Origin of the sequence: Dermacoccus sp. NHGro5, assembly GCF_017565385.1 — a bacterium.
Lineage (GTDB): Bacteria > Actinomycetota > Actinomycetes > Actinomycetales > Dermatophilaceae > Dermacoccus > Dermacoccus nishinomiyaensis.
The window spans coordinates 1-24,198 of record NZ_JAGEKQ010000006.1; the positions used below are offsets into that span (position 1 = coordinate 1).

The 24,198-nt window shown below is 69.4% G+C and carries 22 protein-coding genes and 1 rRNA gene; all 23 read right to left on the reverse strand.

Annotated features, from left to right (window positions below):
- Positions 1–74: ribosomal RNA gene (locus J4Z35_RS02605) — 16S ribosomal RNA — on the reverse strand; the annotation flags it as partial.
- A gap of 487 nt (positions 75–561) precedes the next feature.
- Positions 562–1,824 (reverse strand): tyrosine--tRNA ligase, encoded by a 1,263-nt coding sequence (gene tyrS, locus J4Z35_RS02610; RefSeq protein ID WP_074040696.1) that lies wholly within the window; start codon positions 1,822–1,824, stop codon positions 562–564.
- A gap of 117 nt (positions 1,825–1,941) precedes the next feature.
- Entirely contained in the window at positions 1,942–2,580 is a 639-nt protein-coding gene (locus J4Z35_RS02615; protein ID WP_074040697.1) for a DNA-3-methyladenine glycosylase, read from the reverse strand.
- 140 nt (positions 2,581–2,720) lie between these two features.
- A complete protein-coding gene (argH, locus tag J4Z35_RS02620) occupies positions 2,721–4,154 on the reverse strand; it encodes an argininosuccinate lyase (protein WP_074040698.1) in 1,434 nt (477 codons plus the stop codon).
- Positions 4,155–4,234: 80 nt separating this feature from the next.
- A complete protein-coding gene (locus J4Z35_RS02625; protein ID WP_006944242.1) occupies positions 4,235–4,816 on the reverse strand; it encodes an arginine repressor in 582 nt (193 codons plus the stop codon).
- The gene (gene argF / locus J4Z35_RS02630) at positions 4,813–5,745 is read right to left on the reverse strand and encodes an ornithine carbamoyltransferase (protein WP_074040699.1); all 933 of its coding nucleotides are present in this window, start codon (positions 5,743–5,745) and stop codon (positions 4,813–4,815) included. Before argF ends, J4Z35_RS02625 begins: the two co-directional genes overlap by 4 nt.
- Entirely contained in the window at positions 5,742–6,983 is a 1,242-nt protein-coding gene (locus J4Z35_RS02635; protein WP_074040700.1) for an acetylornithine transaminase, read from the reverse strand. Before J4Z35_RS02635 ends, argF begins: the two co-directional genes overlap by 4 nt.
- A complete protein-coding gene (argB, locus tag J4Z35_RS02640) occupies positions 6,980–7,894 on the reverse strand; it encodes an acetylglutamate kinase (protein ID WP_305887967.1) in 915 nt (304 codons plus the stop codon). Before argB ends, J4Z35_RS02635 begins: the two co-directional genes overlap by 4 nt.
- 14 nt (positions 7,895–7,908) lie before the next feature.
- Positions 7,909–9,060: a bifunctional glutamate N-acetyltransferase/amino-acid acetyltransferase ArgJ gene (gene argJ, locus J4Z35_RS02645; protein ID WP_074040702.1), complete on the reverse strand. Its 1,152-nt coding sequence runs from the start codon at positions 9,058–9,060 to the stop codon at positions 7,909–7,911.
- Positions 9,057–9,467: an ACT domain-containing protein gene (locus J4Z35_RS02650; protein WP_006944305.1), complete on the reverse strand. Its 411-nt coding sequence runs from the start codon at positions 9,465–9,467 to the stop codon at positions 9,057–9,059. The genes argJ and J4Z35_RS02650 overlap by 4 nt, the downstream gene beginning before the upstream one ends.
- A complete protein-coding gene (gene argC / locus J4Z35_RS02655; RefSeq protein WP_006944230.1) occupies positions 9,467–10,513 on the reverse strand; it encodes an N-acetyl-gamma-glutamyl-phosphate reductase in 1,047 nt (348 codons plus the stop codon). Before argC ends, J4Z35_RS02650 begins: the two co-directional genes overlap by 1 nt.
- 107 nt (positions 10,514–10,620) lie before the next feature.
- Positions 10,621–13,152 carry a phenylalanine--tRNA ligase subunit beta gene (gene pheT, locus J4Z35_RS02660; protein WP_074040703.1) on the reverse strand — a complete coding sequence of 844 codons (2,532 nt, stop codon included), beginning with the start codon at positions 13,150–13,152 and terminating at the stop codon, positions 10,621–10,623.
- Between the two features lie 4 nt (positions 13,153–13,156).
- Entirely contained in the window at positions 13,157–14,254 is a 1,098-nt protein-coding gene (gene pheS, locus J4Z35_RS02665; RefSeq protein ID WP_074040704.1) for a phenylalanine--tRNA ligase subunit alpha, read from the reverse strand.
- A gap of 62 nt (positions 14,255–14,316) precedes the next feature.
- Complete coding sequence (locus J4Z35_RS02670; RefSeq protein ID WP_074040705.1) at positions 14,317–15,129, reverse strand: RNA methyltransferase; 813 nt, start codon at positions 15,127–15,129, stop codon at positions 14,317–14,319.
- Between the two features lie 55 nt (positions 15,130–15,184).
- Positions 15,185–15,559, reverse strand: coding sequence for a 50S ribosomal protein L20 (gene rplT / locus J4Z35_RS02675; RefSeq protein WP_038568564.1), 375 nt, complete (start codon positions 15,557–15,559; stop codon positions 15,185–15,187).
- 69 nt (positions 15,560–15,628) lie between these two features.
- Complete coding sequence (gene rpmI / locus J4Z35_RS02680) at positions 15,629–15,823, reverse strand: 50S ribosomal protein L35 (protein WP_006944255.1); 195 nt, start codon at positions 15,821–15,823, stop codon at positions 15,629–15,631.
- A gap of 106 nt (positions 15,824–15,929) precedes the next feature.
- Positions 15,930–16,613 carry a translation initiation factor IF-3 gene (gene infC / locus J4Z35_RS02685; protein ID WP_338032950.1) on the reverse strand — a complete coding sequence of 228 codons (684 nt, stop codon included), beginning with the start codon at positions 16,611–16,613 and terminating at the stop codon, positions 15,930–15,932.
- A gap of 281 nt (positions 16,614–16,894) precedes the next feature.
- Positions 16,895–18,139 carry an MFS transporter gene (locus J4Z35_RS02690; protein ID WP_006944290.1) on the reverse strand — a complete coding sequence of 415 codons (1,245 nt, stop codon included), beginning with the start codon at positions 18,137–18,139 and terminating at the stop codon, positions 16,895–16,897.
- Between the two features lie 72 nt (positions 18,140–18,211).
- Positions 18,212–19,624, reverse strand: a complete 1,413-nt coding sequence (locus J4Z35_RS02695; protein ID WP_006944277.1) for an FGGY family carbohydrate kinase — start codon at positions 19,622–19,624, stop codon at positions 18,212–18,214.
- Positions 19,625–19,690: 66 nt separating this feature from the next.
- Positions 19,691–20,731, reverse strand: coding sequence for an NAD(P)-dependent alcohol dehydrogenase (locus J4Z35_RS02700; RefSeq protein WP_074040706.1), 1,041 nt, complete (start codon positions 20,729–20,731; stop codon positions 19,691–19,693).
- 126 nt (positions 20,732–20,857) lie between these two features.
- Entirely contained in the window at positions 20,858–22,354 is a 1,497-nt protein-coding gene (locus J4Z35_RS02705; RefSeq protein WP_074040707.1) for a mannitol dehydrogenase family protein, read from the reverse strand.
- Positions 22,354–23,241, reverse strand: coding sequence for a carbohydrate ABC transporter permease (locus tag J4Z35_RS02710; protein WP_006944162.1), 888 nt, complete (start codon positions 23,239–23,241; stop codon positions 22,354–22,356). Before J4Z35_RS02710 ends, J4Z35_RS02705 begins: the two co-directional genes overlap by 1 nt.
- A complete protein-coding gene (locus J4Z35_RS02715; protein ID WP_243754814.1) occupies positions 23,241–24,119 on the reverse strand; it encodes a sugar ABC transporter permease in 879 nt (292 codons plus the stop codon). The genes J4Z35_RS02710 and J4Z35_RS02715 overlap by 1 nt, the downstream gene beginning before the upstream one ends.
- Between the last annotated feature and the right edge of the window lie 79 nt (positions 24,120–24,198).

Genomic DNA, 24,198 nt, shown 5'->3' on the forward strand with positions numbered 1-24,198 from the left:
CTTCATCGTTCGACTTGCATGTGTTAAGCACGCCGCCAGCGTTCGTCCTGAGCCAGGATCAAACTCTCCGTAGAAAAAATTTGTTACCCTGACCGAGAAAAAAACGGTGACAAACAACAACCCCAAAAGGGTCATCGTCGTTCTGTACAATCATTAATCACTCAGCCAAAACACGCGACACTCCATAAGTGCCACTAAAATGTTTGGCGATGATCACATCGGCACGCTGTTGAGTTCTCAAAACACCATCGCACACCACACGAAGCAGGAACCCTTTTCGTTTCCCGCCCCACTCGGGGCAACTCGTCAACCTTACCACTCTCGCTCCCCGACTTCAACTCGGCGCTTGGAACCACATCGCTGTAATTCGTTGCGTCCCAGTCGAATTGGTGACCAAGAGCCGTCCGAGTGAGTGGCTGTTTCCAGCTCCTCGCTCGCGGCGACTCAGAGAACATTACACAGCGCGGCGGGTGCTGCCAAATCGACCGCCCGGGTGCGGCCACCACCCCGGGATGCGCAACGGGGACCCACCGTCATGGTGAGCCCCCGCTGTCGTCTCGGTCAGTGCGCGAGCCGCGCGGCTGCCTGGTGCTTGCGCCCACGCTTGATGATCGCGGCCACGCCGTGGAGGAAGTCGTCAGCGCTCAGTTCGTGCTCCGGGTCGTCGAACTTCGCGTTGTTCACGGAGATGGCGCCGTCCCCGATGAGACGTCGGGCCGCATTGCGAGACTCTGCGATGCCCACCGCGATGAGCGCGTCCGTCAGGGTGGTACCCGGCGAAACCTCTCCCCCAGGCAACTCCGCGACGGCGTCACGCAGCGTCCCCGCGTCGAGGGCCGTCACGTCACCCTTGCCGAACATCGCCTCACTCGCCGCGATGGCGCCGGCCGTCGCCGCCTCACCGTGCACGAGCGTCGTGACGTCGGCCGCCAGCGTCTTCTGCGCCACTCGCTTGAAGGGTTCCTCGGCCACGGCGCGTTCGAGCTCCGCGACCTCGTCCTTCGTCCGATCGGTCATGAACTTGATGAGCTTGATGACCTCGGAATCCTCGACGTTGAGGAAGTACTGGTAGAAGGCGTACGGGCTCGTCATCTGCGCGTCGAGCCAGATGGCATTGCCCTCCGACTTGCCGTACTTCTGCCCGGACGCGTCCGTGAGCAGCGGCGAGGTGAGCACGTGCACACTCTTGCCCTCCACCGAACGGATGAGATCAGAGCCGGCGATGAGGTTGCCCCACTGATCGGAGCCGCCGAGCTGCAAGGTGCAGCCGTACTCGCGGAACAGGTGCAGGTAGTCGAGGGCCTGCAGGATCTGGTAGCTGAACTCCGTGTAGCTGATGCCCTGCTCGGAATTGAGGCGCGCCGCGACGGCGTCCTTCTTGATCATCCCGTTGACGCGGAAGTGCTTGCCGTAGTCACGCAGGAAGTCGAGGGCCGAGATGCCCTGAGTCCAGTCGAGGTTGTTGACCGCGATGGCGGGGTTGTCGCCGTCGAAGTCGAGGAACGGCTGCACCTGCTCACGGATGCGCGCGACCCATTGCGCCGTCTGGTCCTTCGTCTTGAGCACGCGCTCCGCGCTGGGGCGCGGATCACCAATGAGACCCGTCGAACCTCCGACGAGGACGATGACGCGATGCCCGGCGCGCTGGAGCCGTCGCAGCTGGATCAGCTGGACCAGGTTGCCGAAGTGCAGGGACGGCGCCGTCGGGTCGAAGCCGCAATACACCGTGAGCGGTCCGTTCGCGAGCGCGTCACGCAGCTGCGTCTCGTCGGTGGTCTGCGCCACCGCTCCGCGCCACTGCAGCTCGTCGAGGATGTTGCTCACGTCGTCCCTTTCGTCAGATGCTTCGGTTGCGCGGATCACGCACCCACCCCAGAGTCTCCCACGACTGCCCGATCCGGCGCGCCTGCTGCGTGGAGGGCGCCGCTGCAACAGGCTGCGTCAGCGCTTGCGCACCCGCGTCACCGCGGCGCGGTAGGCGGATACGCTCGGCTCGCCCGGGATCCAGAAGCGCCAGGGGAAGCTCTCGCCCTCACCGCCCGGCCCGCTCACGCCGACACGCGGGCCGGTGAGGTACTCGGGCACGACGTGGCCGTCCGGTCGACGGACGACGACCTGGGCATCCGGCCCGACGACGGGAGTGCCGCCGAGGATCGGCTCGATCGCGAGCGCCTTCGCGAGGTTGCCCGGGCCACGAGCGAGATGGGCGTCCTTGGGAATCGGCGCGCCCTCGCGTGCACTCGCCATGCGCCGCTCCCGCGCGAGGTCGAGGCCGTCGATGATCTCGCCAGAACGGACGAGGCAACCGGCCGACTCTCCGTCAGCCCCGCAGACGAGGTTGAGGGCCCGGTGGATGCCGTAGTTGATGTAGACGTAGCAGGTGCCGGGCGGGCCGAACAGCGCGGAGTTGCGGTCGGTGCGGCGCTTGAAGCCGTGCGAACCCGGGTCGACGGCGCCATGGTAGGCCTCCACCTCGGTGATACGCAGCGTCACCCCCGCGTGCGAGACGGTGAGCCCCAAGAGCTTCGGCGCGACGTCGACGGGCGGATGGGCGAAGAACGATGAGTCGAGATCCGGCACGCCGACATTGTGCCGCCCACGCCCGATTCGGGCCACCTCCCTCGGCGTGAGGCCCCGCACGCGATGTTGCCCAGGTTTCGGGGGCGTCGGCCCCCGAAACCCGGGCAACATCGAGCGTCAGCGTGAGCGGACGTCGAGCGTCAGCGGATGTCGATGGGTCGGCTCGCCCAGGTACGCAGTTCGCTCGACTTCGCGTGCGCGGCCTCGAGCTGTTCGGCGACGCGGTCGGGAGCCGTCCCGCCCGTCGCGTTGCGGGAGGCGAGTGAACCGGGCACGCTCAGCACCTCGCGCACACCCGGCGTCAGGTGCTCGCTGATGGCGGCGAGGTCATCGTCGCTCAGATCCCACAGCTCGATTCCGCGCTGCTCGCACGCCTGGACGCACTCCCCTGCGACCTCGTGCGCGATACGGAACGGCACGCCCTCACGCACGAGCCACTCGGCGATGTCGGTGGCGAGCGAGAAGCCCTGCGGCGCGAGGGATTCGAGACGCTCCGGGTGGAAGGTGAGCGTCGCCGTCATGCCCGCGAAGGCCGGCAGCAGCAGCTCGAGGGTGTCGACGGCGTCGAAGACCGGCTCTTTGTCCTCCTGCAGATCTCGGTTGTAGGCGAGCGGGAGCGCCTTGAGCGTCGTCATCAGGCCTGCGAGATCCCCGACGAGACGGCCCGCCTTGCCGCGCGCCAGCTCGGCGACGTCGGGGTTCTTCTTCTGCGGCATGATGCTCGAGCCGGTCGAGAACGCGTCGTCGAGGGTGACGAAGCTGAACTCCTTCGTCGCCCACAGCACCACCTCCTCCGCGATGCGGCTGATGTCGACCGCCGACATTGCGGCGACGAACGCGAACTCGGCGACGAAGTCACGCGACGCGGTGCCGTCGATGCTGTTCTCGACGGGGCGCGAGAAGCCCAGATCGTCGGCCACCGAGGCCGGGTCGAGGCCCAGCGACGACCCCGCGAGCGCGCCCGAGCCGTACGGCGAGGCGTCGGTGCGTCGATCCCAGTCGCCGAAGCGCTCGACGTCGCGCAGCAACGCCCACGCGTGCGCGAGCAGGTGGTGGCTCAGCAGCACGGGCTGTGCGTGCTGCAGGTGCGTACGCCCCGGCATCGCGACACCGAGATGCGTCTGCGCCTGCGCGACGAGCGCATCGACGACGTCGAGCAGCAGCGCGGCGACCGAGCGCGCGTGATCACGCAGGTACATGCGGAACAGCGTCGCGACCTGGTCGTTGCGCGAACGTCCGGCCCGCAGGCGACCGCCGACGTCGGCGCCGGCGCGCTCGATGAGGCCGCGCTCGAGGGCCGTGTGGACGTCCTCGTCCTCCTGCGCCGGCGTGAACGCGCCCGACTCGACGTCGTCGAGCAACTGCTGCAGCGCCGCGAGCATGGCCGCGAGCGCCTCGTCGTCGAGCAGACCGGCGCGGTGCAGCACGCGCGCGTGCGCCCGCGAACCGGCGATGTCATAGGGCGCGAGGCGCCAGTCGAAGTGCGTCGACTTGCTCAGCGCGGCGAGCGCATCCGCCGGGCCACCGGCGAAGCGACCTCCCCAGAGGCTGAGGCGGGCGTCGGGCTGGGTCATGGGGTGAACCTCTCCTTCATCGGATGGATCGGGCGCGGGGCGCCGGGGAGATTGGAACGGTTGGAGCAGGGCTCGAGGGCTCAGACGCCGCGAATGTCGCCGCGTGAACCGGCGTCGGGATCGCCGCTTTCCTGGGCGTCGTCATCGTGGTCGGTGGAGGCGAGATCGTCCGTACGGCCGGCGAGTTCCAGGAAGCGCTTGGCGACGGGCGCCGCCCCCTGCGGGTCGCGGCAGATCACCATGATCGTGTCGTCGCCGGCGATCGTGCCGAGGACGTCGGTGAACTCCGCGTGGTCGATCGCCGAGGCGAGAAAGTTCGCCGCGCCCGGCGGGGTGCGCAGGATGACGAGGTTCGCCGACGACTCCGCTGTCACGAGCAACTCGCCCGACAGCCGGCGCAATCGTTGGACCGCCTCGGTGCGCGCGGCGCCCGCCCGAGGCGTGCGGTCACCGCCCTCGCCGGGCACGGCGTAGACGAGCGTGCGGCCCTGACGCACCTTGACCGCGCCGAGCTCGACGAGATCACGTGACAGCGTCGCCTGCGTGACGTCGACGCCGTCAGCGAGCAGCCGCTCGGCGAGATCCGTCTGCGACCGGATGGACTCGCGCCCGAGGATCTCGCGGATGCGCTGATGGCGCGCACCCTTCGTCTGCGCCATCATGCGTGCTCCGCGAGGAACGTCAGCAGCGCCTTCTGCGCGTGCAGCCGGTTCTCCGCCTCGTCCCAGACGACCGAGGCGGGGCCGTCGATGACGTCCGCGGCGATCTCGAAACCACGGTATGCCGGCAGGCAGTGCATGACGATCGCGTCAGGCGCCGCGTGCGCCATCAGCTCGCTCGTCACGCTGAAGGCGCTGAACGGATTGCTCTCGCCCTTGCGCGTGCTCGCCTCGTCCTCCATGCCCATCGACACCCACGTGTCGGTGATGACGACGTCCGCGCCCGTCACGGCTTCGATGGCGTCCTCGCCCGCATGCGCGCCGCCGCAGGTCGTCGCGGCGATCTCCTTGGCGCGCTCGAGGATCGCCGGATCCGGGCCGTACCCGTGCGGGCCGGCGACGGTGATGTCGGCGCCGGCCGTCGCGAAACCGAGCAGGTAGCTGTGGGCCATGTTGTTCGCAGCGTCACCGACGTAGGCGACCTTGCGACCGGCAGCGCTGCCCTTGTGTTCGGCGACCGTCAGCAGGTCGGCGAGGATCTGGCAGGGGTGGAAGGCGTCCGTCAGGGCGTTGACCACGGGCACGCCCGCGTGCTCGGCCATCTCTTCGAGGCGGTCCTGGCCGTAGGTGCGCCACACGATCGCGCTGACCTGGCGCCCAAGCACCTTCGCGACGTCGTGGATCGACTCACGCGTGCCGATCTGCGCGAGCTTGCCGTCGACGATCATCGGGTGCCCGCCGAGCTCGGCGACCCCCACGCTGAAGCTGAGCTGAGTGCGCAGCGTCGGCTTGTCGAAGATGATGGCGACGCCCTGGGGACCCGCGAACGGCTGCTTGGCGTGCCGGTCTCGTTTGAGCGTCGCCGCGAGCGCGAGCACCTCGGCCTGCTCGGCGGGGCTCAGGTCGTCGTCACGCAGGAAGTGGCGGGTCATGAGGCGTTCTCCTCGGTCTCGGCGGCATCGAGCAGGCCGGGCAGCGCGGCGACGAAGGTGTCGACCTGCTCGGCCGTGATGACGAGTGGCGGGGCCAGGCGGATGACGTCCGGGCCCGTCGCGTTGATGATGAAACCCGCCTCGCGGGCTCGGACGACGACACGCTGCGCGAGCGGGTCGCGCAGCACGATGCCGCGCAGCAGGCCGCGGCCGCGGACGGTAACGACGCGTTCGTCGCCGAGATTCTCGACAGCCTCGACGAGGTGCTCCCCCAGCCGCCGCGCCTGCTCTCGCAGGCGTTCGTCCTCGATCGTGCGCATGACGGCGACGCCCGCGGCGCACGCCAGCGGGTTGCCACCGAACGTCGAACCGTGCTGGCCGGCCTCGAACATCGTCGAGGCGGCACCGAAGGTGACGAGCGCACCGATCGGCACACCGCCGCCGAGGCCCTTGGCGAGCGTGATGGCGTCCGGCATGACCTCGGGTGCGATCGTCTGGAAGCCGAACCACTCGCCGGTGCGTGCAACGCCCGTCTGCACTTCGTCGATGATGAGCAACGCCCCGCGTTCGCGCGTCACCTCGCGGGCCGCGCGCAGGTATTCGGGCGAGGCCTCGATGACGCCCGCCTCACCCTGGATGGGTTCGAGGATCACCGCGCCCACCGTGTCGTCGACGGCTGCCCGTAGCGCCTCGACGTCGTGGTAGGGCACGCGCGTGACGCCCGGGACCAGCGGTTCGAACGGCTCGCGGTAGGCCTGCTTGGAGGTGAGCGACAGCGCGCCCAGCGTGCGGCCATGGAAGCCGCCGTCCGCGACGACGAGACCGGGGCGAGCGGTACGGCGCGCCAGCTTGAACGCCGCCTCGTTGGCCTCGGCGCCGGAGTTGCAGAAGAAGACGCGAGTGTCGCCGTCGCCACCCGACGCGGCGACCAAGCGTTCGGCGAGCTCGATCTGCGGGCGCGTCGTGAAGAAGTTGGACACGTGGATGAGCTTCGCCGCCTGCTCGCTCACCGCGGCGACGAGCGCGGGGTGGGCATGGCCGAGAACGTTGACCGCGATACCGGCGAGCAGATCGAGGTACTCGCGGCCCTCGACGTCGCGAACAACGGCGCCCTCGCCGCGCTCGAGGACGAGCCCGGGCGCCCCGAAGACCCCCATGAGGGAGGCGCCGTAGCGCTGCGTCAGATCCCCGTGCGTCGGCATCGTGGACGCCGGGGCGTCATGGTCGGCCGGGTTCATCGGCGTCCTCCTGAGGTGATCATCGTGCCGATCCCTTCGTCCGTGAAGATCTCGAGCAGGATGGAGTGCGGGCGTCGCCCGTTGACGACGTGGGTGTGCGGCACGCCCCCGCGCACGGCGCGGATGCAGGCCTCGAGCTTGGGAACCATGCCCGAGTCGACCGTCGCGAGCATGCGTTCGGCCTCGTCGACGGGCAGCTTCGACAGCAGCGACGACTCGTCCGGCCAGTTCGCGTAGACCCCCTCGACGTCCGTGAGCACGACGAGCTTGTGCGCGCCGAGCGCGACGGCGAGAGCACTCGCGGCGGTGTCGGCGTTGACGTTGAGCACCTGCCCCTCGCGCTCGAGGTCGGGCGCCACGGACGAGATGACGGGGATGCGCCCCGAGTGCGCGAGGTCACGCACGATCTGCGGGTCGACCATCTCGACGTCACCGACGAGGCCGACGTCGACGGCCTCACCGTCGACGATGGCGGGGCGGCGGCGGGCGCCGAACAGGCCTGCATCCTCGCCGGAGAGGCCGAACGCCATCGGGCCGTGATTGTTGATGAGGCCGACGAGTTCGCGCGAGACCTGGCCCGTCAGCACCATGCGCACGACTTCCATCGTCTCGGGCGTCGTGACGCGCAGGCCGCCGCGGAACTCGCTCTTCATCCCGAGCCGGTTGAGCATCGCGGCGATCTGCGGGCCGCCGCCGTGGACGACGACGGGGCGTAGCCCGGCGTAACGCAGGAAGGCGATGTCTTCGGCGAAGGCGCGCTTGAGGGCGTCGTCCCTCATGGCGTTGCCGCCGTACTTCACGACAACGAGCGCGTCCTGATACTTCTGCAGCCACGGCAGCGCCTCGACGAGGGTGCCCGCCTTGAGACCCGCCGAGGCGAGCGACGAGAGGTCGCGAGGCTGGGTCGTCACGTTCTCCGTCCCGCTCATGTGCTGTACGCCGAGTTCTCGTGGACGTAGTCGTGCGTGAGGTCGTTCGTCAGGACGGTGGCGTCGGCGTCACCGGCGTGGAGAAACACCTCGACCTTCACTTCACGCTGAGACATGTCGACGCCAGCGCGGTCGTCACCGACCCCGCCGCTGCGGCACACCATGACGCCGTTGATCGCGACGTCGAGCTGCGTCGGCTCGAACGCGGCCGAGGTCGTCCCGACGGCCGCGAGAACCCGCCCCCAGTTGGGATCGTTGCCGAACACGGCGCACTTGAAGAGGTTGTTGCGGGCTATCGAACGTGCAACCTCAAGTGCATCGTCAACGTTGGCGGCGCCCTGGACGTCGATCGTGATGTCGTGCGCGGCGCCCTCCGCGTCGGCGATGAGCTGTTCGGCCAGGTCGACGCAGACTTGCGTGAGGATGGCCGTGAACTCCCCCATCTGCGGGCTCACCCCGCTCGCTCCCGAGGCCATGAGCACGACGGCGTCGTTCGTCGACTGGCAACCGTCCGAGTCGATGCGATCGAACGACATCGCCGTCGCCGCGCGCAACGCCTCGTCGGCCTGCTCGGCGCTGAGGACCGCGTCGGTCGTGATGACGACGAGCATCGTCGCGAGGGACGGCGCGAGCATGCCGGCGCCCTTCGCCATGCCGCCGATCGTGTATCCGGAACCGAACCCGGTGCACTCCTTCGCGACCGTGTCCGTCGTCATGATGGCGGTCGCGGCGTCCTCCCCGCCGTCAGCGCTCAACGAACCGGCCGCCGCGGTGATACCGGATTCGATCTTGTCCATCGGCAGCAACTCACCGATGAGGCCCGTCGAGCAGACGACGACGTCACCGGCGCTCACTCCGACGGCCTCGGCGGCGAGTTCGGCGCTGCGGTGCGTGTCGAGGAAACCCTGCGCCCCGGTGCAGGCGTTGGCGCCACCGGAGTTGAGCAGAACGACGTCGGCGCGCCCGTCCGTCACCACCTGGCGCGACCAGGTCACCGGCGCCGCCTCGACGCGGTTCGAGGTGAACACGGCGGCGACGACGTGCTCGGGCCCGTCGTTGACGACGAGGGCGACGTCGGGGCGCCCGCTGGGCTTCAGCCCCGCCGTCACGCCCGCCGCGCGGAAGCCTGCGGCAGCGGTGACACTCATGGTTTCTCCTTGATGATGTGCCCGCCACGAGCCCACAGCTCACGAGCGCGCGCGGATTCGTACGTCGGCACCATGATCCAGTCGGTGTCGAACGTCGAGACGGTGAAGACGGTGACGTCGGCCTCGCCGAGCGGCGCGACGATGGCCGAGAGCAGACCCGTCAGCGCGAAGTCGAGCGGACCCTCGACCTCGAACACGTGGAACGGGCCCTGCTGACGCACGACCGCGTCCCGCGGGATCGCTGAGGTGAGGCACAGCACCGACGTCTCCGACGCCGTCGCACTGACGGAGACGAGCGGCGCGTCCGTGAGCGCCCATTCGGGCACGACCTCCTGCGCGCCGAGGCGCACGTACGACAGCTCCTCGGGGTGGGCGATGAGGGTGAACCGAGCTCCGAACGCGACCATCAGGGGCTCACCCCCGCGAGCGGCAGGCCCGTGGTCTCGCCCAGGCCGAGCGACAGGTTCATCGACTGCACGGCTGCACCGGCCGTCCCCTTCGTCAGGTTGTCGACGGCGGAGGTGACGACGACGCGCCCCGCCACCTCGTCGAGCGCGAACTGCAGGGTGACGACGTTCGACCCGAGCACCGAACCGGTCGCGGGCCACGACCCGGCAGCCAGGAGCTCGACGAAGGGTTCGTCGGCATAGGCCTCGGCGAAGGCGCGCGCGACGTCATCAGCCGTCGTGCCGGGCGCCAGCCGAGCCGTCGACGTCGCGAGGATGCCGCGCGGCATGGGGGCGAGCGTCGGCGTGAACGACAGCGTCACCTCGCGCTCACCGCCGGCGGCGAGACGCAGGTTCTGCGCGATCTCGGGCGTGTGACGGTGCCCGCCGCCGACGCCGTACGGGCTCATCGACCCCATGACCTCGGCGCCGAGCAGGTGTGGCTTGAGGCCCTTGCCGGCCCCCGAGACACCCGAGGACGCGACGACGACCACGTCGTCGAGCGCGATGAGGGACGCCGCCGCGAGCGGCGCGAGAGCGAGCGAGACGGCCGTCGGATAGCACCCGGGGACGGCGACGCGGCGCGCGCCGCGCAGCTGCTCGCGCCGCTTGACGCCCTTCGAGACGAGTTCGGGCATCCCGTAGGCCCAGGACCCCGCGTAGGGCGTGTCGTAAAAACGCTGCCAGTCGCTCTCGCGCTCGAGCCGAAAATCCGCGCCACAGTCGATGACGACGACGTCTGCGTCGAGCTGCGCGGCGAGCGCAGCGCTCTGCCCGTGCGGCAGTGCGAGGAAGACGACGTCGTGGCCGGCGAGGGCGTCAGCGTTCGTGGCAAGCACGGGTCGCTCGGCGAGGGAGAACAACGACGGGTGATGATCGCCGAGGCGCGAACCGGCGGAGGAACCCGCCGTCAGTGCGCCGATCTCGACGTCGGGATGGGCGAGCAAGAGGCGCAGGATCTCCCCGCCCGCATATCCACTCGCCCCGGCGACAGCTGCTGTGACCATGCCCCCAGCCTAGCGCAGATCGCATACCCATGCATTTTTAGGTCATACTCATGCACACAGGGTGGAGACGGCGTCACGCCGCCCCCACCCTGTCGATCATGCCGGAATCAGGCGCCGCGCAGGCTCGCTCCAACACTCTCGTCGACGGCGCGCACTGCCGCGTCGCGTGCCGCGTTCACCTCGTCGGTCGTCAGCGTCCGCTCGGGGGAACGGAAGAACAGGCGGTACGCGAGGGACTTCTTGCCCTCACCGACCTGATCGCCCGTGTAGATGTCGAACAGCGCGACCGACTCGAGGTGTTCACCGGCCCCCGAGCGCAACGCCGTCTCGACGCGAGCCGCAGGGACGGACGCGTCGACGACGAGCGCGACGTCGGAATGCGCCTGCGGGAACGTCGCGATGCTCGAAGCGACACCGGGGCGCTCGGCGTACGCCGACAGCGCGTCGAGGTCGAGTTCGCCCCCGACCGTGCGGGCCGGCAGCGAGAACGCCGCGACGACCTTGGGGTGCAGCTCGCCCGCTGCGCCGATGACGGTGCCGTCCGGCAGCGCGATGCTCGCGCAGCGTCCCGGGTGGAACGGCGCCACCTGCGCCTGCTCGATCGTCAGGTCGACGCCGAGCACGCGCCCGATCTGCAGCGCCACGGCGATCGCGTCGCTCCAGTCCGCGCCGCGCCCGGCACCCCACCAGCCCTTGCGCTCGCTGTCACCGGCGGCGACCCAGGCGACGTGGCGCGGCTGCGCCGGCACGGCCGAGCGGATCGCGTCGAGCACCTCAGGCGCCGGGTGCACGCCGACCGGTGACGTCGGCGCCTGGCCCGCCTCACCGGCGACGACGAGACCGATCTCGAACAGCGCCACGTCCTTGAACCCGCGCGCGACGTTGCGCTTGAGCGAGTCCATCATCGTGGCGAGAACACTCGTGCGGATGAGCGGCAGCTCGTCCGACAGCGGGTTGGTCAGGCGCACGCTCGTGCGCCGCGCGTCGTCGGCTGCGAAGCCGAGCTTGTCGTGTACGTCATCACTGACGAACGGCAGCGAGATGATCTCCGTCAGGCCAGCCATCGCGAGCGCATTCGCCACGTTGCGGCGGTAGCGCTGCGACGCCGTCAGCCCACGCCCGGCGAGGGGTCGCGGCAGGACGGATGGGATGGCGTCATACCCGCGCAGACGCGCCACTTCCTCGACGAGGTCGGGCCCGCTCGTCAGGTCGGGGCGCCACGTGGGCGGTGTGACGCTCCACAACGGTTCGTTGCGCTCGACCCGGCACCCGACGGCATCAAGGCTCTCGGCGACCTCGTCGTCGGAGTACGCGACACCGACGAGCCGCGTCGGCTGCTGCGGGTCGAAGTCGATCGGCTGCGGCGCGCGCGTCGTGTCGAGGTCGGTGACGCCGTCGTCGACGACGCCGCCGCCGTACTGCACGAGCAGTTCGACGGCGAGCTGCGCCGCGGCTGCCGCGATCTGCGGGTCGACGCCACGCTCGTAGCGCTTGGACGCCTCGCTGCCGAGCTTGTGGCGGCGCGCGGTGCGGGCGACGGAGACCGGGTCGAAGTGGGCGGCCTCGATGAGGACGTCGGTCGTCGAGTCGCTCACCTCGCTGTCGGAACCGCCCATGACGCCGGCCAGCGCCAGCGGGCGTGCACCGCCGTCGGTGATGAGCAGATCCTCGGCGAACAGGGTGCGCTCGACGCCGTCGAGCGTCGTCAGCTTCTCCCCCGCGCGGGCGCGTCGCACGACGATCTCCTCGCCCAGCGCCCCGAGATCGAACGCGTGCAGGGGCTGGCCGAGCGCCATCATGACGTAGTTGGTGACGTCGACCGGCAGCGAGATCGAGCGCATGCCCACCTCGGTGACGGCCGTCGCAAGCCACGCGGGCACCGGAGCGTTCGGGTCGATGCCGCGCACGACGCGTGCGACGTACCGGTCGCAGCCGACCGCGCCACGCAGCCCCTGGGGGTCGTCGACGCGCACCGGGTAACCCTTGTCGTTCGCTGCCGGCGCCTTCGTCGTCAGCGCATCGACCGGGTCGGTGAAGCTCGCGCCGGTGGCGTGGCCGTACTCGCGCGCGATGCCGCGCATCGAGAAGCAGTAACCGCGATCGGGGGTGACGTTGACCTCGACGGTCTCGCGGTCGAGCCCGAGCAGCGGCAGTGCGTCCTGGCCCGGCGTGAGCGTCGAGGCGTCGACACCGAGGCGCTGCGGTAGAAGAATGATGCCACCCGAGCCGTCGTCGGGCAGCCCCAGTTCATCTGCGGCACAGATCATCCCGGCCGACAGGTGCCCGTACGTCTTGCGGGCGCTGATGGCGAAGCCGCCCGGCAGCACGGCACCCGGCAGCACGACGACGACGGTGTCGCCGACCTCGAAGTTGTGCGCGCCGCACACGATGCCCTGAGGTTCACCGGTGCCGTTCGCGTCACCGACGTCGACGGTGCACCAGTTGATGACCTTGCCGTTCTTCTGCTCCTCGGGCGTCTTCGTCAGCACGCGGCCGACGACGAGGGGGCCGGTGATGCCGCCGCCGTGGATGGCCTCCTCCTCGAGTCCGACACGCACGAGGTCCGCGGCGACCTGCAGGCCCGTTGCCCCTTCGGGCACGTCGACGTACTCGCGCAGCCATTCGATGGGAACTCGCATTGCCTCAGACCTCCAAGCCGAACTGGGCGTCGAAGCGGACGTCGCCCTCGATCATCTCGCGCATGTCGGATGCGCCCGTGCGGAACATCAGGGCGCGTTCGACGCCCATGCCGAACGCGAAACCGCTGTACTCGGCCGGGTCGACGCCGCAGGCGCGCAGCACGTTCTCGTTGACCATGCCGCAGCCGCCCCACTCGATCCAGCCGGTGCCGCCGCAGGTGCGGCAGGCCGCGTCCTCCCCGCGGCAGACGAAGCAACGCAGATCCATCTCGGCGCTCGGCTCGGTGAACGGGAAGTAGTTGGGGCGCAGGCGCGTCGTGATGCCCTCGCCGAACAACTGCGTCGCGAGGTGGTCGAGCGTGCCCTTGAGGTGCGCCATCGTGATGCCCTTGTCGACCGCGAGGCCCTCCATCTGGTGGAAGACAGGCAGGTGCGTCGCGTCGAGTTCGTCGGTGCGGTACGCCTTGCCGGGCGCGACGATGTAGAGCGGCACCCCACGATCGAGCATCGAGCGTGCCTGCACGGGCGAGGTGTGCGTGCGCATGACGAGGCCGCCGTCGGCGGGGTCGAGGTAGAACGTGTCCTGCATCTGGCGCGCGGGGTGGTCCTCGTCGAAGTTGAGGGCGTCGAACACGAACCACTCGGCCTCGACCTCGGGCCCCTCGGCGACCTCCCACCCCATGCCGACCATGAGGTCGACCATGAGCTGCTGCATGAGTTCGACGGGGTGACGCCCGCCGACGGGGCGACGCAGCGCGGTCGCCGTCGTCACGTCGACGGCCTCTTCGGTGAGGATGCGCTCATCGCGCTCGGCCTCGAGTTCACCCTGGCGGGTCTTCAGCGCGGCACCCACACGGCCACGTGCCTGGCCGACTCGCTTGCCCGCCTCGGCCTTCGCCGACGGCGGCAACGCGCCGATCTCGCGGTTGGCCAGCGCCAACGGGGACTTGTCACCCGCGTGCGCCGTGCGCACCACCTTGAGCTCCTCGAGCGAGGACGCGGCGGCGATGGCCGCGAGAGCGGCGGTGACGTTGGACTCGACCACCTCGGGGTCGAGGGCAGCGACCTCGACGGGGTCGTAGTTCGTGTTGGGGCCAGACATGCGCCCGAGTCTATCGAGTGCGCGCAAACCGATTCCCACGCGTCCGCGCGGGCGAGGGGTGCTCAGTTCTGGGCGGCAGCCGAGGCGTAGAGGCAGACGGTGGCGGCCATCGCGAGGTTGAGCGACTCGGCGTGGCCGTAGATCGGCACGCGGACGACGTCGTCGCACTGCTCGCGCACCTCGGGCTCGAGGCCCCATGCCTCGTTGCCCATGACCCACGCGTGCGGGGTGGCGAGGTCGACGTCGGGCAGAAATGTCTCGCCGACGCCGTCGGCGGCGTGCAGTGTCAGCCCTGCGGCGCGACAAGCGGCGAAGATCTCCTCGATCGACGACCCGCGCGAGATCGGCAGGTGCCACAGCGAGCCGACGCTCGAACGCACGAGCTTCGGGTTGTAGAGGTCGACGCTCGCGTCGCTGAGGATCACGGCGTCCGCCCCCGTCGCGTCGGCACCTCGGATGACGGTGCCCGCGTTTCCGGGGTCGCGCACGTTCGTGCAGATGACGACGAACTTCGGCGAGCCCGCGAGCACGTCGGCCAGCGGCCGATCGATCGGCCTGGCGACGGCGATGATGCCCTGCGGCTGTTCGGTGTCGCACATCGCGGCGAGCACCTGCGGCGAGCAGTCGTGGACGAAGCGCCTCTCGCCTGCTGGGGCGCCGTCAGCCCATTCCCCGGCGAGTTCGCGCAGGTCGGGGTGACGCTCGGCGGCGTCCGCGTCGAGATAGACGTCGCGGATCGACATCGGCGCGAACCGGATGAGCTCGCGCACGGCCTGGCGCCCCTCGACGAGGAACAGCCCGGCCTTGTCACGTGCAGAACGCCGCCCCAGCGCCTTGACCTGCTTGACCCGATCGGAACGGACGTTCGTGATCATGGTCGAGCGAGCCCTTCGGCGTGGAGCGGCGTTCGGTGCGAAAGAGGTGCCTGGATCAGGCAGCCGGCGTCTGGGCCGGGACGTTCGCCTTGGCGATCTCGACGAGCTTGGCGAAGGCCGGGGCGTCGTTGACGGCCAGCTCGGCCAGCATGCGACGGTCGACCTCGATGCCGGCGACCTTCAGGCCCTGGATGAAGCGGTTGTACGTCATGCCGTTGAGGCGAGCCGCAGCGTTGATGCGCTGGATCCAGAGGCGACGGAAGTCGCCCTTCTTGGCGCGTCGGTCACGGTAGGCGTAACCGAGGCTGTGCGTCACCTGCTCCTTGGCCTTGCGGTAAAGGCGCGAGCGCTGGCCGCGGTAGCCGCTGGCCTGCTCGAGAACGGTACGACGCTTCTTCTGGGCGTTGACTGCCCGCTTCACGCGTGCCACGTGATCACTCCTTGAGTGGGGCGGCGGCGCCTGGCGCCTGCCGCGAAGTTAGTTGGGGGTGTGGACGGCTCAGAGGCCGAGAAGGCGCTTGATCTTCTTCTCGTCGGCCGGCGCGAGAACGACGTCGTTGACGAGACGACGCGACTGACGCTTGGCGCGCTCTTCGAACTTGTGCACGTGGCGGGCGCGCTGACGCATGATCTTGCCCTTACCGGTGACGCGGAAACGCTTCTTCGCACCGGAGTGCGTCTTCATCTTCGGCATGGCCGACTCCTTCGCTACCTCGACGCGCTCGTGTGCGCGTCGGCTGTCTGACTGCCTCGCCCGATCACCCGGGACGAGGGTTCTCCACCCGAGGGTGAAGGGGGTGTTACTTCGCAGCCTCTTCGACCGCGACCTGCTCGGCCTCGGGGGCCTCGCTCGAGACAGGCGTCTCGGCCTGCGGCTCCGGGGCGGCCTTGGCTGCCTTCTCGGCCTCACGACGACGACGGTCCTCGGCGCGCGCCTCGGCCTTCTTCTTCGTCGGGCCGAGCACCATCACCATGTTGCGTCCGTCCTGCTTCGGCGCGCTCTCGATGAACGCGAGCTCCTGCACGTCCTCAGCGAGCTTCTGCAGGAGGCGGAAGCCGAGCTCGGGGCGCGACTGCTCACGGCCGCGGAACATGATGGTGACCTTGACCTTGTCACCGGCCGAAAGGAACCGGACGACGTGACCCTTCTTGGTGTCGTAGTCGTGCTGGTCGATCTTCGGTCGGAGCTTGATCTCCTTGATGACCGTGTTGACCTGGTTCTTGCGCGACTCGCGCGCCTTCATGGCCGCTTCGTACTTGAACTTGCCGAAGTCCATGAGCTTGGCGACGGGCGGCTTGGCCTGGGGGGCCACCTCGACGAGGTCGAGGTCGGCCTCGGCGGCGAGGCGCAGCGCGTCCTCGACTCGGACGATGCCCACCTGCTCACCATTGGGGCCCACCAACCGAACTTCCGGGACTCGGATTCGGTCGTTGATGCGTGGCTCAGCGCTGATGGCCTGCTCCTTCACGAGTGTGATGTTCACGAGTTGTTGCGGTGTGCCCGGCCACCGACGGTGTTCGGGCAACAAAAAAGACTTCTTGCGAGCGCAAGAAGTCTTCGTTCAACACGCACGACGCGATGATTGTTCCGTCGCGATCGAGGCGGGTGCCTCGTCGTGCATCGTGACCAAGACCCTGCCTCCCGAAGGAGACCGAGGGTGGAGACCGAAGCCCCTCTTGCGCACCGAGCGCTTTCACTGCCTCGATGAGGCCATGCGAACGTCCGGCTGGTGCCCACCACGATAGCAGCCGGTGTGACTCAGCCCTAATCGGCGCGGCGGGTGGGTTCGACGTCGGTGCCCTGCGCCTGTGAAGACGCCGGCAGACCGGCCCGTCGTGACCGCAGCCCCCGTCGCGCCCCGACCATGACGGCGCCGAGGCCGGCGATGGCCGCCCCCGTCAGCCCGACGGACGCGAAACCGCCCGCGAAGCCGTGACGGTCGATGAACACGCCTGCGAGCGGCCCACCGAGCGCACCGCCGAGGGTGAGGAACGAACCGTGCCACCCCATCGCCTCGCCGCGCACCCGTTCGGGTACGACGCGCGTGAGTGCATCGACGGACGCAGTCATCGTCGGCGCGCAGAACAGGCCTGCGACGAAACCCCACACGCACAGCCCGAGCACGCCGTGGGCGAAGCCGATCGGCGCCGTCGTCAGGGCGAGCAGGACGAGCAGCGCGAACATGGGCGGCGGCGACGTCATCGCGCCGTAGACGAGCCCACCGAGGACGGAGCCCAGCCCCCACACGGCCAGCACGAGGCCGAGCTGGGCGGAGGCGTCGAAGTGACGGGCTGCGGCGACGAACGAGACGTCACTGCCGCTGAGGACGACGACGGCCGCGAACCCGACGAGGCACACCGCCAGGAAACGCGGCGTCACCCAGCGTTCGCGTGGCAGGTCGACGTCCGCGGCAGCCTCTTCGTCGAGCGCCTGCCGGATCGGCGGGTCGATCCACCACAGCAGCGCCGCGAGCGCCGCGGAGGCCATCTCGAGGCAGAAGATCACCCACGACGTCGGGAAGTGACCGCCGAGAGCGATCGCGATGACGGGCCCGAGCATGAAGGACAGCTCGACGATGATGCCGTCGGTCGCGAGCGCCGTGCGGCGATCCTCGTCGCTCGTCGCGGCGATGATGCCCTGACGGATGACGGTGAACGTCGGCACGGCGAACAGCCCGGCCAATGCCGCGAGCAGGAGCAGCGGTACATAGCCGACGAAGGGCGCCACGGCCCAGCACCCGGCCGTGACCAGGATCGACGGCGCGACGACCCGGCGCAGCCCGAGGGTGTCGAGCAGGCGCCCGCGCCACGGTCCCGACAGCGCGACGGCGAGGGTCGAGGCCGCCGCGACGAGACCTGCCTGCGACCAGGTGCGGTGCAGCGTCTCGACGACGTGGATCGTGAGCAGCACCGACACCCCGAACGTCGGGATGCGGATGGCGAAGCCGAGCAGCAGCAGCTGGCGGGTGCGGCGGTTGGCAAGAACGCGGCGGTAACGGGTGGCGGGCATGGTGGCGTCATGGTGTCACGGGCGTGCGGTGGTGGGCGAACCCCTTTCGTCCACCGCCTCGAGGTTGCCCGTTCAGCCGTGCAGTTGCCGCTGCAGACGTAGGTAGCGCTCGTAGACCGCGCGTCCGGCGGTGACGTCGTCGTCCGTGGCCTCGAGTTCGTGGTCATAGGCGACCTGCCAGGCCGGAGGCTCGTCACCTCCGGCCAGCGCCCACGCCGCCTGGCGCGCCGCGCCGATACCGACGTACTCCCCCGGCGCCGGGATGTGCACCGGCAACCCGAACAGGATCGGTGCGATCTCGCGCACCGCCGCCGAAGCCGCAGCGCCCCCGATGAGGACGATGCGTCGCGCGCTCAGGCCGTGCTGCTTCAGCCCCTCGACGCCCGCGACGAGGTTCGCGAGCATCCCCTCGACGCAGGCGCGCGCAAGGTTCTCCGGCGTCGCGTTCGCTCGGGTGAGGCCGCCGAGCGTGCCCGTGGCGTCGGGCAGGTCGGGCGTGCGCTCACCGTCGAGGTAGGGCAGCAACGTCAGGCCCTGCGCGCCGATGGGTGCCGCGAGCGCGAGGCGGGAGAACTCGTCGAGGTCGACGCCGAGCAGCTGGGCACCTGTCGTCAGCACGCGGGCTGCGTTGAGGGTGCACATGAGCGGCAGGTGCCGCCCGTCGGCCGAGGCGAATCCGGCGGTCTGCCCGCTCGCGTCCCGCGTCGGCGTGTCCTGGACGGCGAAGACGGTGCCCGACGTGCCGAGGCTGACGACGACGTCGCCGGGCTGCAGGCCAAGACCGAGCGCCGCGCCCATGTTGTCGCCCGTGCCCGCCCCGACGACGAGGCCCGCGTCGGTGACGCCGGCGGGCTCGGCGGGGCCGAGGACGCGCGGGACGCCGAACTCACGGCCCAGGGCGAGACGTTGGATGTCGGCGTCGTACTCGCCGGTGACGGGTGACCAGTACCCGGTGCCGCTCGCGTCGCCGCGGTCGGTCGTCCATCCTCGTAAGCCGCCGCCGGCCTGCAGGATGCGCCCCGTCAGCCAGTCGTGGGGCAGGACGACGGTGTCGAGGCGGGCGGCGTTGTCCGGTTCGGAATCACGCAGCCACCGCACCTTCGCGACGGTGAACGCCGCGACGGGCACGACGTCGAGCCGATCCACCCAGGCGCCCGCTCCCCCGAGTTCGTCGACGAGGTCACGCGCCGCGCCCGCCGAGCGAACGTCGTTCCACAGCAACGCCTCTCGGATGACGGCGCCGTCCGAATCGAGGGCGACCATGCCGTGCTGCTGACCGCCGACGGCGATCGCCTCGACGTCGTCGAGCATCCCGTCCGCCGTCGCGTCCTCATAAGCGCGCCACCACACCTCGGGGTCGACGCTCGTGCCGTCGGGGTGAGGCGCGCGCGAGGTGCGCACCACGGCGCCCGTCTCGGCATCACAGACGACGATCTTGGTCGATTGCGTGGACGAATCCACTCCGGCGACGAGTCGAGGTGACATGGTTTCCCTTCTCAGGCGTCGCCGGGGGCGACGCGCGGTTCGGACGGCGGTAACCGTAAGGTGAGATCAGACCGTCGGCAGTCCGTTCGGATAGATCATGGCCTTGACGGATGCCGGGTCGTCGAGGCCCGCGCGCAGGGCCTGCTCGCCGTCGGCGAGGTCGAAACGCCCCGTCACGAGATCGTCGACCTCGACGACGCCGCCCGCGAGCATCGCGAGCGCCTGCGGCCATGTGTTCGCGTAGCGGAACACCCCGGTGGCGCTGACCTCACGCTCCTGCAGCGCAGACAGGGGCAGTTCGACGGTGTCGCCGCCCATCCCGACGAGCACGGCGCGAGCGCCTCGCGCCAGGGCCCGCATCCCGGCGAGCGTGACTGAGGCGACCCCGGAGCACTCGAGCAGAACGTCGTACTCGCGCTCGTCGAACCTCTCGTGACGTGAGTCGACGACCCGCGCACCGAGCGCCCGGGCACGCTCGAGGCGTTCGGGGTTGAGGTCGACGACGGTGATGTCACGCGCGCCGCGCGCCCGGGCGGCCAGCAGGCACATGAGCCCGATGGGGCCGCAGCCGGTGATGAGGACGCGATCTCCGAGCGTCACATCGGCCTTGCGGCAGGCCCACAATCCGACCGACAGCGGTTCGACCATCGCAGCAGCCTCGTCGCTCACGCCGTCGGGCACCGGATGCGCGAAGGCGGCGTCGTGGACGATGCATTCGGCGAGCGAGCCGTCGTACGGCGGCGTCGCGTGGAACACCATGTCAGAGCACAGGTTGTAGGCGCCGGCGAGGCACTGCGCACACGTGCGGCACGGCACGCCCGGTTCGATGCTGACGCGCTCGCCGATGCGCGAGGCGTCGACGCCCTCACCGACCGCTTCGACGACACCGGCACCCTCATGCCCGAGCACCATCGGGTAGTCGACGGCGTAGCTGCCGATGCGCCCATGCGTGAGGTAGTGCGTGTCACTGCCGCACACGCCGACGCACGTCATGCGCACGAGCACCTGCCCGGGGCCGGGCGTCGGCACGTCACGCTGGGTCAGGGTGAGCGTCTCGGGTGCGCTCAGTTCGAGCACGCGCATGGGGTTCCTCTCGTCACACGTCATCCGGTCTCCTCTGTCGTCCTGGGGTTCCATTCACCCCCGAGGACTCCGACGCGGCCGGCGCCGCAGGCACGATGCCGGCGGCGCCGACCACGCCTCGTCAGGTCACCCCGACGTCACCGTGCCGGCTCACGCGCCGGGGCGGGCGTCCTGGGCGGCGCGGGCCTCGAGCGTGGCTCGGGCTCCGACCTCGTGCAGCGAGTCGAGTGCCGCGACGTAGGCCGTCGTGAATCGTTCGTCGTCGACGAGGTCGCCGAAGAAGTCCGGGTTGCGCAGGAACGCGAGCTTGTCGTCCTGCTGCGCCGCTGCGGCCGCCATGACGGCCTCCTTGGCGCGATCGTTGACGTCGATCGGGTCGCCCTGCTCGTCGGCGCCCTCGGCGTAGCGCGCCCACGACGCGATGACAAGGGCCGAGCGGTCGATCTCGCCGCCGTGCGCCAGGTTGTGCTTGACGACCGGCACGAGCCACTTGGGGATGCGGTCGCTGCTCTCCATGCACAGCCGGGCGAGCGTGTCGCGCACCTCGGGGTTGGCGAACCGCGCGATGAGCTCGTGACGGTAGGCGTCGAGGTCGACCCCGGGCACCTCCGGCAGCGTCGCCGAACCCTCCTTCTCCATGTAACCGAGCAGAAAGTCGACGAACAACGGGTCGCTGCACACCTCGTGCGCGTAGCGGTAACCGGCGAGGTAGCCGACGTAGCAGAGCGTCTGGTGGCCGCAGTTGAGCAGGCGCAGCTTCATCAGCTCGTACGGTTCGACGTCGTCGACGATCTGGACCCCGGCATCCTCGAACGGCGGGCGCCCGTCGGTGAACTCGTCCTGCAGCACCCACTGGGCGAACGGTTCGCACACGACCGGCCAGCCGTCCTCGACACCGAACGTGTCGGCAAGCTCGGCGATGTCCTCCGGCGCCGTGACGGGCGTGATGCGGTCGACCATGGAGTTCGGGAACGCGACGTGATCGCGCATGTACTGCGCGACCGACGGGTCCTTCAGCTCGGCGTACGCCGTCATCATGCGCCGCGCGATCTCGCCGTTGCCCGGCAGGTTGTCGCAGCTCATGACGGTGAACGGCGTGAGCCCCGCGTCGCGACGGCGTCGGATCGCCTCGACGATGAGCCCGAACGCCGTCTGCGGTGACGCCCCGTCGGCCAGGTCGTGCTGGATGCCCGGGTTGGATGCCTCGAACTCCCCCGTCACCTGGTTGACGAGGTAGCCGCCCTCGGTGATCGTCAGCGAGACGATCTTGACCTCCGGACTCGCCATGAGGTCGATGACCGCGTCGGGGTCGTCGGGCGCGAACAGCATCTTCTGGATCGAGCCGATGACGCGCGGCTCGCGGGTGCCGTCAGGGTGCTTGAGGACGAGGGTGTAGAGCCCGTCCTGCGCGTTGAGGGTGTCGACGATGCGCTTGTCGTGCGGCAGCACCCCCACGCCCGTGATGGCCGAGTCGAATGCCTCGCCGTCGTTCATGAGGCGATCGAGGTACATCGCCTCATGCGCGCGGTGGAAGCCGCCGACGCCGAAGTGGACGATGCCCGTCGTCAGCTTCGCGCGGTCGTAGGTGGGGCGCGCCACCTGTTCCGGCAGCTCGGCCAACGTGGATTGCAAAAGGCGGACGGCCATCAGCGAACAGCTCCCATCGACAGGCCCTGGACCAGCTTGTCCTGCGCGGCGAAACCGGCGGCGAGGACGGGCAGCGACACGACGATCGACGCGGCGCACACCTTGGCGAGGAATAGGCCCTGACTCGTCACGAAGCCCGTGAGGAACACGGGCGCGGTCTCCGCCACCGTACCGGTGAGCACGCGGGCGAACAGCATCTCGTTCCAGCTGAAGATGAAGCAGATGAGCGCGGCCGAGGCGATGCCGGGCATGACGACCGGCGCGATGACCTCACGCAGCGTGCGCACGAGACCGGCGCCGTCGACCTGGGCGGCCTCGAGCATCTCGCTCGGAACCTCGGCGAGGAAGCTGCGCAGCATCCAGATCGCGATCGGCAGGTTCATCGACGTGTACAGCAGGATGAGAAGCCAGATGTTGTCGAGCAGGTTGACCTTCTGCGCGAACAGGTAGATCGGCAGCAGCGCTGCGACCACGGGCATGAACTTCGTCGACAGGAAGAAGAACAACACGTCCGACCACTTCTTCACCGGACGGATCGACAGGGCGTACGCGGCCGGCAGGGCGAGCAGCAGGACGATGAGGGTCGAGACGACGCTCGCCGTCAGCGAGTTCGCCAGGGACGGCCACGGGTTCGAGTCGAAGAAGTTCTTGTAGCCCTCCGTCGAGAAGGGAGCGTCGAACTTGGGCGGGTTGGTGGCCGCGTCGTTCTCGGAGTGGAACGAGATCCACACCATCCACACGACGGGCAGGACGAACAGCAGGCCGATGATCCAGGCGAGGACGCCGAGCAGGGCGCCCGACCTCTTATTCGGGTTCGGCGTGTACGCGGGCCCGGAGGACTTCGGCGTCGCGGCGGGTGCAGCGGCCGCGGAGGCGGGAGTGCTCATCAGTTCTCCTCCTTGAAGAGGCTGAGGACGGTGCGCAGGGCGGCCGTCGCGATGATGATCGTGCCGAGGACGACGATCACACCGGCTGCGGAGGCCTGACCGTAGTCGTGGGCCTGGTAGAAGGTCTGGTAGATGAGGTACGGCAGGTTCGCAGTGCCGAGACCACCCGAGGTGATCGTGAAGACGGCGTCGAAGTTCTGCACGATGTAGATCGCGCCGAGCAGGGTGCTCAGCTCGATGTACGGGCGCAGGTGCGGCAGCGTCATGTGCTTGAAGATCTGCCAGTTCGACGCACCGTCGATGCGCGCGGCCTCGACGACGTCCATCGGGCGCGACTGCAGACCCGCGAGCAAGATGAGCATCATGAACGGCGTCCACTGCCAGATGAGCGAGACCGCCACCGCGAGCAGCGGGTTGTTCGTGATCCAGTCCGGCTGCGGAGCGTCGTCGCCGAGAACCATCTTGAGGAATCCGTTGAACAGGCCGTACTCGGGGTTGAACAGCGCGTGCTTCCACAGCAGCGCCGCGGCGACGGGCACGATGAGGAACGGCGTGATCATGAGGGTTCGGACGATGCCGCGGCCCTTGAACTTGCGATCGAGCAGCAGCGCGATGCCGAGCCCGAGCAGCAGGCTGATGATGACGACGATGAGCGTGAGCAGGATTGTCACCCAGATCGCCTTGCGGGTGTTGACGTCCGTGAACACCGTGACGAAGTTGTCGAAGCCGGCGAATCCGACGTCATCGGGGTAATACGCGTTCCAGCGCATCATCGAGATGACGATGGTCGCGACGAACGGCAGCTGCGTCGCGATGATCATGAAGATCAGCGCCGGCAGCAGCGGCGCGCGGCGCGCCCAGGCTCCCGTCCGGGCCAGGGCTGTCTTGCCGCCCGGAGCCGGTTCGAGATCGTGGTTGTCGGGGTCGCGGTGCTCGAAGTCGTCCTCGTCCCCTCGT

Excerpts from the sequence above, each read along its gene's own strand:
- argH (WP_074040698.1), bottom strand. The coding sequence starts at position 4,154 with ATGACCCAGCCCGACGCCCGCCTCAGCCTCTGGGGAGGTCGCTTCGCC.
- J4Z35_RS02625 (WP_006944242.1), bottom strand. The coding sequence starts at position 4,816 with ATGATGGCGCAGACGAAGGGTGCGCGCCATCAGCGCATCCGCGAGATC.
- argF (WP_074040699.1), bottom strand. The coding sequence starts at position 5,745 with ATGACCCGCCACTTCCTGCGTGACGACGACCTGAGCCCCGCCGAGCAG.
- J4Z35_RS02635 (WP_074040700.1), bottom strand. The coding sequence starts at position 6,983 with ATGAACCCGGCCGACCATGACGCCCCGGCGTCCACGATGCCGACGCAC.
- argJ (WP_074040702.1), bottom strand. The coding sequence starts at position 9,060 with ATGAGTGTCACCGCTGCCGCAGGCTTCCGCGCGGCGGGCGTGACGGCG.
- J4Z35_RS02650 (WP_006944305.1), bottom strand. The coding sequence starts at position 9,467 with ATGGTCGCGTTCGGAGCTCGGTTCACCCTCATCGCCCACCCCGAGGAG.
- argC (WP_006944230.1), bottom strand. The coding sequence starts at position 10,513 with ATGGTCACAGCAGCTGTCGCCGGGGCGAGTGGATATGCGGGCGGGGAG.
- pheT (WP_074040703.1), bottom strand. The coding sequence starts at position 13,152 with ATGCGAGTTCCCATCGAATGGCTGCGCGAGTACGTCGACGTGCCCGAA.
- pheS (WP_074040704.1), bottom strand. The coding sequence starts at position 14,254 with ATGTCTGGCCCCAACACGAACTACGACCCCGTCGAGGTCGCTGCCCTC.
- J4Z35_RS02670 (WP_074040705.1), bottom strand. The coding sequence starts at position 15,129 with ATGATCACGAACGTCCGTTCCGATCGGGTCAAGCAGGTCAAGGCGCTG.
- rpmI (WP_006944255.1), bottom strand. The coding sequence starts at position 15,823 with ATGCCGAAGATGAAGACGCACTCCGGTGCGAAGAAGCGTTTCCGCGTC.
- J4Z35_RS02690 (WP_006944290.1), bottom strand. The coding sequence starts at position 18,139 with ATGCCCGCCACCCGTTACCGCCGCGTTCTTGCCAACCGCCGCACCCGC.
- J4Z35_RS02695 (WP_006944277.1), bottom strand. The coding sequence starts at position 19,624 with ATGTCACCTCGACTCGTCGCCGGAGTGGATTCGTCCACGCAATCGACC.
- J4Z35_RS02700 (WP_074040706.1), bottom strand. The coding sequence starts at position 20,731 with ATGACGTGTGACGAGAGGAACCCCATGCGCGTGCTCGAACTGAGCGCA.
- J4Z35_RS02705 (WP_074040707.1), bottom strand. The coding sequence starts at position 22,354 with ATGGCCGTCCGCCTTTTGCAATCCACGTTGGCCGAGCTGCCGGAACAG.
- J4Z35_RS02710 (WP_006944162.1), bottom strand. The coding sequence starts at position 23,241 with ATGAGCACTCCCGCCTCCGCGGCCGCTGCACCCGCCGCGACGCCGAAG.